9 protein-coding genes, 1 tRNA gene and 1 pseudogene are annotated in these 10,509 nt (G+C 61.9%); 3 read left to right on the forward strand and 8 right to left on the reverse strand.

Annotated features, from left to right (window positions below; genetic code table 11):
- Window positions 1-170: 170 nt before the first annotated feature.
- The 6 genes from Q6A48_RS05560 to Q6A48_RS05585 all read right to left on the reverse strand — a co-directional run bounded on the left by Q6A48_RS05560 (window position 171) and on the right by Q6A48_RS05585 (window position 5,994).
- The gene (locus Q6A48_RS05560; protein ID WP_047739081.1) at window positions 171-2,012 is read right to left on the reverse strand and encodes a tyrosine-type recombinase/integrase; all 1,842 of its coding nucleotides are present in this window, start codon (window positions 2,010-2,012) and stop codon (window positions 171-173) included.
- 222 nt (window positions 2,013-2,234) lie between these two features.
- Window positions 2,235-2,310 (reverse strand) — tRNA-Gly (locus tag Q6A48_RS05565).
- 63 nt (window positions 2,311-2,373) lie between these two features.
- On the reverse strand, window positions 2,374-2,934 hold the full coding sequence (gene pgsA / locus Q6A48_RS05570; RefSeq protein WP_304552548.1) for a CDP-diacylglycerol--glycerol-3-phosphate 3-phosphatidyltransferase: 561 nt from the start codon (window positions 2,932-2,934) through the stop codon (window positions 2,374-2,376).
- A 32-nt stretch (window positions 2,935-2,966) separates the two neighbouring features.
- Window positions 2,967-4,790 carry an excinuclease ABC subunit UvrC gene (gene uvrC, locus Q6A48_RS05575; protein WP_304552549.1) on the reverse strand — a complete coding sequence of 608 codons (1,824 nt, stop codon included), beginning with the start codon at window positions 4,788-4,790 and terminating at the stop codon, window positions 2,967-2,969.
- Between the two features lie 2 nt (window positions 4,791-4,792).
- A complete protein-coding gene (gacA, locus tag Q6A48_RS05580; protein ID WP_003200277.1) occupies window positions 4,793-5,434 on the reverse strand; it encodes a response regulator transcription factor GacA in 642 nt (213 codons plus the stop codon).
- A 125-nt stretch (window positions 5,435-5,559) separates the two neighbouring features.
- The gene (locus Q6A48_RS05585; RefSeq protein WP_304552557.1) at window positions 5,560-5,994 is read right to left on the reverse strand and encodes a GNAT family N-acetyltransferase; all 435 of its coding nucleotides are present in this window, start codon (window positions 5,992-5,994) and stop codon (window positions 5,560-5,562) included.
- A 625-nt stretch (window positions 5,995-6,619) separates the two neighbouring features.
- On the opposite strand from Q6A48_RS05585, the gene Q6A48_RS05590 reads away from it, so the two are divergent.
- Window positions 6,620-7,690, forward strand: a complete 1,071-nt coding sequence (locus Q6A48_RS05590; protein WP_304552558.1) for a 3-deoxy-7-phosphoheptulonate synthase — start codon at window positions 6,620-6,622, stop codon at window positions 7,688-7,690.
- A gap of 57 nt (window positions 7,691-7,747) precedes the next feature.
- On the opposite strand, the gene Q6A48_RS05595 is transcribed toward Q6A48_RS05590, so the two are convergent.
- Window positions 7,748-8,815 carry a hypothetical protein gene (locus Q6A48_RS05595; RefSeq protein WP_304552559.1) on the reverse strand — a complete coding sequence of 356 codons (1,068 nt, stop codon included), beginning with the start codon at window positions 8,813-8,815 and terminating at the stop codon, window positions 7,748-7,750.
- Between the two features lie 295 nt (window positions 8,816-9,110).
- On the opposite strand from Q6A48_RS05595, the gene Q6A48_RS05600 reads away from it, so the two are divergent.
- Together Q6A48_RS05600 and Q6A48_RS05605 are read left to right on the forward strand one after the other, a co-directional pair.
- Entirely contained in the window at window positions 9,111-9,986 is an 876-nt protein-coding gene (locus Q6A48_RS05600; protein ID WP_304552560.1) for an esterase/lipase family protein, read from the forward strand.
- Between the two features lie 74 nt (window positions 9,987-10,060).
- Window positions 10,061-10,363: a peptidylprolyl isomerase gene (locus Q6A48_RS05605; protein ID WP_369811663.1), complete on the forward strand. Its 303-nt coding sequence runs from the start codon at window positions 10,061-10,063 to the stop codon at window positions 10,361-10,363.
- Window positions 10,364-10,386: 23 nt separating this feature from the next.
- Here the strand turns inward: Q6A48_RS05605 and Q6A48_RS05610 are convergent.
- A pseudogene (locus Q6A48_RS05610) lies at window positions 10,387-10,509 on the reverse strand (glutamate 5-kinase); the annotation flags it as partial.

The raw sequence follows: 10,509 nt of genomic DNA on the forward strand, positions 1-10,509 counted from the left end.
CTATCCCTTATCCTAAGGGGGAAACGGTGTCCTGTCTTTCAAGGGGCTCGTTCACCGAACATCTCCGCCGCACCTCAGGCAAAGCGTGAAGTTCACGCATTTACGGCAGCCCGAGCTAGATGGACCCAAGCAAGCAGCGACATCCATTATCACAGCAAAAAGACAGCACCTCAGCTTGAACCCAGCGCACTGCAAACGATTTGTGCGGTCACATCGAAATTCTCCGTAGTAAGCACATCGATTGGCGCGCGACCTTTTAATCGCTCATGAGGCTTACAAAGGGCGCCATAAAGCCTCCATGCATCGACATCCGGAAACCGCGCTAACGCAACAAGTACCAACTTGTGCCGCAGTGGATCAAGCTGCCAATCAGGAATGCGCTGACCGCGATTCCCAAGGCTCAGAGACAACAGGCGCCGAGCTTTGATATCGCGGTTGATCTGATCTCGGGATTTGCCTGCCAGTTTGGCGAAGACAAGCAGCGGTAAATTATTCGAAGCTTCATAGGTAGCTAGCATCTCGGCGCGCTGGCGTTGTATGTCAGATACTTGGGGTTCGCGCAGCTGTTCAGTCTGCGTTGGAGCAGGTAGGACAGGTGAATACTGAGCCGCGTTAAGGACCGGTTCGTTGCTGACGGACATTTTGGAGGCTGGGACCGTCGTCGCTGGGAGACCACTGCTGTACAGAACGGCGTTTGCGTTCGCGCTTTCCAACGAAGGTAACGAAGCTGCACCCTCTAAACGAATAGTCAGAGGAGAACTCGCCGCTTTCAGCTGGCCCTGCCCCCACAGATCCAGACGGTTCGCCCAATCCTGCATCATAGTCCGGCGCTGCTCGACGTACTCCGCGTGGTTGTAAGCCGCGCTCACCTTATCCGGGTCCGCATGAGAAAGCTGGGCATCCACCCACACCTTCGGGTATCCGATCTCGTTCAGCGCCGTCGAGATCGTCGCCCTCATGCCATGACCGGTGAGTTGATCGGCATACCCCATCCGACGTAACGCACCATTCAGCGTGTTCTCACTGATACGCTTGCTCAGGTCGCTTCGATGGGCAAACAAGTAGCGTTGTGCCGGAACAACCTGGTCCAGCAAGTGACGCACGATCTCCAGCGCCTGAACCGACAGCGGCACGATATAAGGCGGTACATTTTGGGTCTGCTTACCTGGTTTCCGCATCGCTAGCTGGAGTTGTTTCACCACTTCCGCCGGTATGACCCACAAGCGCTTCTCCAGATCGAACTGGTCGGGTGTCGCCAAGCGTAGCTCGCCCGTGCGGACACCGGTCAGCAACAACAACCGAAGGCCAAACCGAGTTTGGTTGGCGCCACCGTAATTTCGAAGAGCAGCCATCAATGCCGGGAGCTCGTCCATACGAAGAAATGGATTGTGCGTAACCGGAGGTTTGGGGAGTGCAACTACATCAAGATCTGAAGCTGGGTTGTGCTCCAGTCCCTCGATCTTCACCAGCGCATAACGGAACAATTGGTTGAACCAAGTCCGGCATTTTTCGGCTGTCGTTAAGGCCTTGCGCTGTTCGATCCTGCTCAGTAAATCCAGCAGATCGTGACGATTGATATCGTAGATAGACCGTCCACCCAATATGGGCAGGACGTCTTTATTGAAGATCCTCAAGATCTGCGAGAGCGTGCTCTGGCGCCCTTCCTTCAGGCTCAGCCTACGGAACTCTACCCACTGATTAAACACCGCCTCGAAGGTATGCTCTGTCGCAAAACGAACAGCACGGCGCTGCTCTTTACGGTGCTCATAGGGGTTGATGCCTTGGGCCACCAAGGCGCGTGCCTCGTCACGTCGCGTGCGCGCTTCTTTGAGGCTGATTTGCGGGTAACAACCCAAGGACATGCGCTTCTGCTTGCCCGTCCAGTAGTAACGGAAAAGCCAGACTTTTCCACCACTGGCCGTCACATTGAGCGTGAGACCATCACTGTCACCAAGGGTGTAGTCGTTACCAGTGATTCGGGCATGCCGAACTGTCATTTCTGAGAGTGCCATTGCGAGCTCCTGAACAGAGTCAGGGCCAGATGCTCGTCTCGTTGCGCAAACTGCTCCAGCAACAAACCGATTCAGTGCTCGTCAGAATTCTGGACTCAATTCTGGACTTAAACGCACCGGATAGTGCTGGATTTCAGTGGTTCCCGCTGGAACGAAAAAAGGGCCTAAAGGCCCTGATTTCAATCGCTTACAGAATTCAGTGGAACTCTGTAGCGCAATATTTGGAGCGGGAAACGAGACTCGAACTCGCGACCCCGACCTTGGCAAGGTCGTGCTCTACCAACTGAGCTATTCCCGCGTCTTGGTGTGGCGCATTCTATAGATTCAGATTACGCCGTCAACCCTTTGATTCAAAAAAGTTTTATTTAGGGTCCACATCGGTCCGCAGATGCGGCCAGGCGGCGCGCAGGTATTGGACCATCGACCACAGTGTCAGCCCTGCCGACACCAGCAGCAACGCGTAGCCCAACAGTACCCAGAAGCTGAAGTCCGACGGGTTGGCCAGCAGGATCACCAGCGCCAGCATTTGCGCAGCGGTCTTCCATTTGCCCAGGTTCGACACGGCCACCTGGGCGCGCGCGCCCAGCTCGGCCATCCACTCGCGCAGCGCCGAGACCACGATTTCGCGGCCGATGATTACCGCCGCCGGCAAGGTCAGCCATAGGTTGCCGTGTTCCTGCACCAGCAGCACCAGGGCCACCGCGACCATCAGCTTGTCGGCCACCGGGTCGAGGAAAGCGCCGAACGGCGTGCTCTGCTCAAGGCGTCGGGCCAGGTAGCCGTCGAGCCAGTCCGTCGCGGCGGCGAAGGCGAAGACCGAGGCCGAGGCCGCGTAGCTCCAGTGGTACGGCAAGTAGAACAGCACTATGAAGATCGGGATCAGCAGGACACGTAGAACGGTAATCAGGTTTGGGATATTCATCGGCACAACTGGCTACGAGGTTGACGGGCATTCTACTCGCTGTGCAGGTTTGCATAAATCGACTCAGCGAGCTTTTTACTGATACCGGGTGCTTTGGCTATCTCTTCGATGCTGGCACGAGACAGCTCCTGCAATCCACCAAAATGTTTCAGCAGGTCGCGGCGCCGTGTCGGGCCGACTCCCGCCACGCCTTCCAGCGTCGAGGTGCGGCGGGTCTTGCCACGGCGGGCACGGTGTCCGGTAATGGCGAAACGGTGCGCTTCGTCGCGGATCTGCTGGATCAGGTGCAAGGCCGGTGAATCGCCTTTCAAGGTGAATTCATGGGCCGCATCGTTCAGGTACAAGGTTTCGAAACCGGCCTTGCGCGTCGCGCCCTTGGCGACGCCCAGCAGGATCAGGTCGGGCACCATCAGCTCATTGAGCACGTCGCGGGCCATGGACAGCTGGCCCTTGCCGCCGTCCACCAGCAGGATGTCCGGCAGCTTGCCCTCCCCGTCCTTCAACTTGCCGAAGCGTCGCATCAGCGCCTGGTGCATCGCCGCGTAGTCATCGCCCGGCGTCACGCCCTCGATGTTGTAGCGCCGGTAATCGGACTTGATCGGGCCTTCCGGGCCGAACACCACGCAGGACGCCACGGTGGCCTCGCCGCTGGAATGGCTGATGTCATAGCACTCCAGGCGCTGCGGCGGCTCTTCGAGGTTGAGCACCTCGGCCAGGGCATCGAAGCGCGCGGCAACGTGCTGGCGGTTAGCCAGGCGTGCGCCCAGGGCCTGTTCGGCGTTGGTCACGGCCAGTTGCTGCCAGCGCGCACGTGTGCCGCGAACGCGGTGACTGATGGTCAGCTCCCGCCCCCGAAGGGTGTGGATGGCCTCGGTCAAGGCGGCAAAGTCTTCATGGACCACGTTGACGATCAATTCGGCAGGCAAGTCGCGTTCCGGGCTGCTGACGTAGTATTGCCCCAGGAAAGCCGCCATCACCTCGGCCACGTCTTCCTCGATACCCACCTGGGGGAAGAAGTTCTTGCTGCCGAGCACCCGGCCGCCGCGCACGCTGATCAAGTGAACGCAGGCACCACCCGGGTTGATGAACGCGGCGATCACGTCGACGTCGCCGCTGCCGCCTTCCATGCTCTGCTGGTCCTGTACCCGCCGCAACAGGCCGATCTGGTCGCGCAGTTCAGCGGCCCGCTCGAATTCGAGGTTGATCGCCGCCTCTTCCATCGCCGCCGAGAGCTCATCGGTCAAGGCGTTGCTGCGTCCCTCCAGGAACATCACCGAGTGACGCACGTCCTCGGCGTAGACCTGCGGCTCGACCAGCCCGACGCAGGGCGCCTTGCAGCGCTTGATCTGGTATTGCAGGCAGGGTCGGGTGCGGTTCTTGTAGTAGCTGTCTTCACACTGGCGGACGAAAAAAGTCTTTTGCAGCAGGCTCAGGCTTTCACGAATCGCGCCGGCGCTGGGATAGGGCCCGAAATAGCGGCCCTTGGCTTTCTTCGCCCCTCGATGAATGCTCAGGCGCGGAAACGCCCCGTCGGACAGGAACACGTACGGGTAGGATTTGTCGTCGCGCAGCAGGATGTTGTACGGCGGCCGCCATTCCTTGATCAGCGTCTGCTCGAGCAGCAGCGCCTCGGTTTCATTGGCGGTGATGGTGGTTTCGACTTGGGCGATGCGCCCCACCAGGGCGGCGGTCTTCGGCGCCAGGCCGGTTTTGCGGAAGTAGCTCGCCAGGCGTTTCTTGAGGTTCTTGGCCTTGCCGACATAGAGCAGGCGCGCGTCGCTGTCGAACATGCGGTACACGCCTGGGCGACCGCTGCACGTGGACAGGAAAGCGCTTGGATCAAACAGTTCGGTCATTGTCAGGCGCTGGCATCGACCATGCCGTGGCGCACCGCCAGCAACGTCAACTCGACGTCACTGCTGATCGAAAGCTTCTCGAAAATCCGGTAACGGTAGGTATTGACGGTCTTGGGCGACAGGCAGAGCTTGTCGGAAATGATCTGCACCTTCTGGCAGCCGACGATCATCAGGGCAATCTGGATCTCCCGCTCGGACAGCGCATCGAACGGGGAATCGTTGGTCGGCTGGAACGACTTGATCGCCAACTGCTGGGCGATCTGCGGGCTGATGTAGCGTTGCCCGGCAAAAACCAGACGAATGGCCTGGACCATTTCGTTCAACCCGGCGCCCTTGGTGAGGTATCCCGCCGCGCCCGCCTGCAACAAGCGGGTGGGAAACGGGTCTTCCTCGCACACGGTCACCGCGACCACCTTGATGTCCGGATGGCTGCGCAACAGCTTGCGCGTCGCCTCGAGACCGCCGATGCCGGGCATCTTGACGTCCATCAGCACCACGTCGGGCTTGAGCTCACGCGCCTTGATCAGGGACTCTTCCCCGGATTCTGCCTGGCCAACCACCTGCAGACCGTCGATATCAGCCAGCATTCGTGTAATGCCCGTACGGACGAGATCATGGTCATCGACCACTAACACCCTAATCAAGCAGACACCTCACGATTTGGTCTTATTTGGGTTGGTCCACACCTTAGCAAAAAGCATCCGGCAGACCTAGCGCAAAGGGGCATATAAAAATTACAACAAGTCTTATAGACAGATGGCCCGAAGCGTCAAGCGCCGATGTCTCGCTGCATCCTCAGGAAACATTCGTCCTCACCGACGACCCGCAGCCCGAGGCGTTCATACAAGGCCCTGGCGGGGTTGCTCCTGAAGACCGTCAGGCGCAGCGCCGGGCGGCGCTCCCGGGCCACCATCTCCCAGGCCTGGCCGATCGCCCAGGTGCCGGCGCCTTGGCCGCGAAAGGCCGCGCTGATCTGCAACTCGCGGATATACAGGGCCCGGGCATCCCGGCTGAGGCTGGCAAACCCCACGTCCTGGTCATCGTGCTGGATGATCCAGTTCTGGCGGATGATCCAGGCCAGGTCGAATGCTTCGTCCTGCCAGAGCAAATCATGTTCCAGGTAATAGGGAAGCATGTTGATGCAGGTCAGCCGCCGGGCAAAGCCGATGTCCCCGGCCGTCGCCGCGCGCCACTGGAAACTCATGAGCACCTCGTCAAAACCCTGCCGCTGGCAGGCCCGTCAAAGCCGAAGTTTGTCATAAACCCCAGCGGACTCAAGCCAGGATGGACAATTGCACGGCCGCCATAGCATTTTCCGATTGAACCGACGCACCGCCCTCTAGTAAGCTCGGGACCATTCAACGGAGACCGATCATGTCCAACGCCCTTGCACCGCTCCAGACCGCCAGCGCCTCGCGCTCGGTCGCGGCTGCGTGGGCGAATGGCGTCCAGGCTCCGGCCAGCTTTTATTTTGGGTATTGGTTTAGCCACTGGCGCGCCTGATACCCCACCGGCGCCCACTTCAAACGGGTCGCCTTCCAGAGTTTTCCAAACCCCCGGTCGGCCTCCCGACCGGGGGTTTTGTTTTTTCAGGTCCACGCATTCGCACCACACGACAACTTGAGGATTGAACCATGAACTACGCCACTTATTACCGCTACGACTTCTGCACCTGGCGATTTACCAACCTCCGCTCGGGACAGCCTGCCGCCTCCGATCGGTCACCTATCGGTGGCATGCAAACACTCGAGGCCAGTACGGCCAACTGTCGAACACCCCAGTAGGGCCGGCGCGGGAAAGAACCCGCTGCCCGCTCAGGAAGCCAGATCATGAATTCGTCCGTCTCCGCTTTGCCGCTGTCCACGCTCAACCCCGCCAATGAAGCCCTGACCCTGCGGCTGCCCAGTTCGTTGCAGCTCAAGCATCAGTTGCCGCTCAGCCCAGCATTGAGCCATCAGGTCGACGCCCACCGCCGGGCTGTCCGCGCCATCCTCGACGGCCATGACCGCCGCTTGCTGGTCATCGTCGGCCCCTGCTCCATCCACGACCCGGAATCCGCCCTCGAATACGCCGCCAACCTGGCGCGCCTGGCCGACGAGGTAAGCGACAGCATGCTCCTGGTGATGCGCGCCTACGTGGAAAAACCCCGCACCACCGTGGGTTGGAAAGGCCTGGCCTACGACCCTGGCCTGGACGGCAGCGATGACATGGCCGCCGGCCTGACCCTGTCCCGGGAGCTGATGCGCGAGATGCTGCACCTGGGCCTGCCGGTCGCCACCGAACTGTTGCAGCCCATGGCCGCCAGCTACTTCGACGACCTGCTCAGCTGGGTCGCCATCGGCGCGCGCACCACCGAATCGCAGATCCACCGGGAAATGGCCAGCGGCCTGGGCATGCCGGTCGGCTTCAAGAACGGCACGGACGGCGGCGTGGCAATCGCCTGCGACGCCATGCGCTCGGCCGCCCACGCCCATCGGCACTTCGGCGTCGACAGCCAGGGTCATCCAGCCATCATCCAGACCCCGGGCAACCCCGACACGCACCTGGTGCTGCGCGGCGGCCATCGCGGCCCGAACTACGACCGCGACAGCGTCACGCAGGTACACAACGACCTGACCCGCCTGAAGATCCCCGCGCGGATCATGGTCGATTGCAGCCACGCCAACAGCGGCAAGGACCCGTTGCGCCAGCCGCAGGTGTTCAACGATGTGCTGGAGCAACGACTACAGGGCAACCGCGCGCTCATCGGCATGATGCTGGAGAGCCATCTGTTCGAAGGTTGCCAGCCGCTGGGCCCGGTGCTGCGCTACGGCGTCTCGGTCACCGATGGCTGCCTGGGCTGGGACGCCACCGAACAGTTGCTGCGCGAGGCTCACCGCAAGCTGCAATCGCCCGCCTGAGGATCCGGCGCATCGCGAGCCGGCTCGCTCCCCGAGGGGAGCGGGTCGAGCCCGGCATCAGTGCTCGCCTTGGTCCCCAGCATGAACCTGGACCGTCAGCTCGGCGGACCGTTGGCTGACGTCATCCAGGCGTTCGACCTGGTAGAACAATTGCACCGATCGACCGCGCTGGTCCTGCCAGAACGCCGCCGGAACGATGAAGGTCACCGGCTGGCCTGCCGTCACCCTGGTGATTTCGCGCTCCTCGACGTGAGCGTAGCGCCCATTGCATTGCAGCCAGACCAGCTCACCGGCTTCGAGGCCGGCCCCGTAGAGGGTCACGGTGACACCACTCGGATAATCGTCGATGTCGAGCCATCCGTCCTGCAACGCCTGGATCCGCGGCAGCTCCAGCGCCGGGCGCAACAAAGGACCGATATGCAGCGCCAAGGCCTCGGCACGGCGCACGGAATGGCCGCGCCTGACGACATAGGTCAACGCCAGGTCATGGCCGACATGGGCGGCGAATTGCGAAGGGTCCAGCCAGAAGGAAACCTCCCGGCCAACGGCGTGCGCTTCGATCTCCAGCACGTCGCGCCAGAGGGGCTGGTCACCCCGGCTGGCGATCAGGATCACGCGGTCGCCGACGGCCATTCGAGCGTAAGGCCGGATGGTCACGCGCGTGCCTTCCGGCACCCGTCCGGGATCAAGGGCGCCCCCTACGGCGTCAGCGGCGACGGCCGCCAGCAGTTGCGGCGAGGCGTCGCCGATCTCCAGGTGCAGCGGCTCCGAGCCCCACGTGGTCGGCAATTGTCGTCCGGTCACCTGGTAGGAGATTTCCAGCGAGCCGCCGTCCAGTTCGGCGATGTGCGGTTCGCGCACGACGAACACGACGTTGCGCCCGATGTGCCGTTCGGTCACGAACCCGCGCACTTCATGCCGGTAGGGCTCGGCGTCCGAATTGAGGCCGTGCCAGCACAGCAGCACTTCGTCCCCGCATGCCATCAAGGGGTACGCCTTCAAGGTGATCACGACCTTGCGCCAGGCCGGGTTGATCACGCCTGCCTTGGCGGCGGCGACGGAAGGCGCCGGAAGTTTCGCGGATTGGCCCAGCAGGCTTCGCTGGGAAGATTGGTAAGTGGTCATGTAGGGCTCCAGTCCTTGGATAGAGAAACCATTAGAACCCGATCGGCGCTACGGCTCAGTCAGACAAAAACGACGGCGCGCGTGGTCCCCGGCGCCCGGATCCGTAGCTGCAAACACCGGGGCTTATCAGAAGTCTGCGGAAACCGGATTTCGCTCGCCCTACACCCGACTCTTCCTGCTTTTTTTAATCCGCTTTCCGTAACTCATCGCGGTTTCTTCCTACACCACCCAACAAAGCCCTGGATTAGAGTGAGGACGCAAATTCAACGTGAACCTCTTCGAAAAAGGTACGAACATGCAACGGAATGCAACCACACAATTCCCCATCCTGTTGGTCCATGGGTTGTTCGGGTTTGACAGGATCGGCGGTTTCGAACTTTTCCATGGCATCAAGCAGGCGCTGCGTATCGCCGGCGCCCGGGTGTTCATCCCCTGCCTGTCGGCCACCCATTCCAATGAGGCACGCGGCGAGCAGTTGCTGGCCCAGATGGAGCGGATCATCAGCGGCACCGGCGCGACCAGGGTCAACCTGATCGGCCATTGCCAAGGCGCGCTCGCGGCCCGCTATGCCGCGGCGCTGCGACCGGAGCAAGTGGCCTCGGTGACCTCGGTCAGCGGCCCCAACCAGGGTTCCGAGCTGGCCGACTTCCTGCGCAAGGCCCTGACCCCGGGCCGCTTGCCGGGGCATGTGGCACGTCACATCGCCACGCTGTTCGCCGACTTCCTCTCGTTGCTGGGCGGCCAGGCGCACCTCCCCTCGGCAGCCATCGCGAGCCTGGGGGCACTGACCACCGAGGGCGTCGGCGCCTTCAACGACAAATACCCCCAGGGCCTGCCCAGCCACTGGGGCGACAACGGCCCGGACAAGGTCAATGGCGTGCGCTATTACTCCTGGAGCGGCACGCTGCCAGCCAGCCACGAAGGCCGCGCCCCGATCTCGCCCCTGCACGCCTTCTGCCGGGCCTTCTCCGAGTACTTCATCACCGAGGCCGGGCAAAATGACGGCCTGGTCGGGCGTTTCAGCTCGCACCTGGGCAAGGTCATACGCTCCGACTACCCCATGGACCACCTGGACGTCATCCACCAGGCGGCGGGCAAGCCCCGCAGCGGTGCCGATCCGGTGGCGCTCTACCTGCGGCACGCCGAACGCCTGCGCAAAGCCGGCCTTTGATCGTCAGGACCAAGGTTTTGACGCAATTTTGACAACAACCGCTCAACGAATCCGGTAGGCTCAACACCTTTGAAATGACGAAAGGAGATTTCCCCATGGCCAAAGCCACTGCCCGCCACATCCTGGTTTCCAGCGAAGAGAAGTGCAACGAACTGAAAGCCCAGATCGAAGGCGGCGCCGATTTCGCCGAAGTCGCCAAGGCCAACTCCTCGTGCCCATCCAGCCGCCAGGGCGGCGACCTGGGTTCGTTCGGCCCGGGCCAGATGGTCAAGGAATTCGACACCGTGGTCTTCAGCGCCCCGATCAATGTGGTCCAGGGTCCGGTCAAGACCCAGTTCGGCTACCACCTGCTGGAAGTCACCAGCCGCCAGGACTGACGGTTGAGCGTGGGGGGGGGGGCCCCCCCCCCCCCCCCCCCCCGCCCCGCGGCTCGCAATTTGGTCTGCATGCCGCCACGGCCGAGTGCGCCGCCTGTACCGCCCGCCACCGCGTCCAGCGACGGATCATCGGCACGGGCTTCGTA

Source organism: Pseudomonas citrullilanati (assembly GCF_030580855.1).
Taxonomy (GTDB): domain Bacteria; phylum Pseudomonadota; class Gammaproteobacteria; order Pseudomonadales; family Pseudomonadaceae; genus Aquipseudomonas; species Aquipseudomonas citrulli.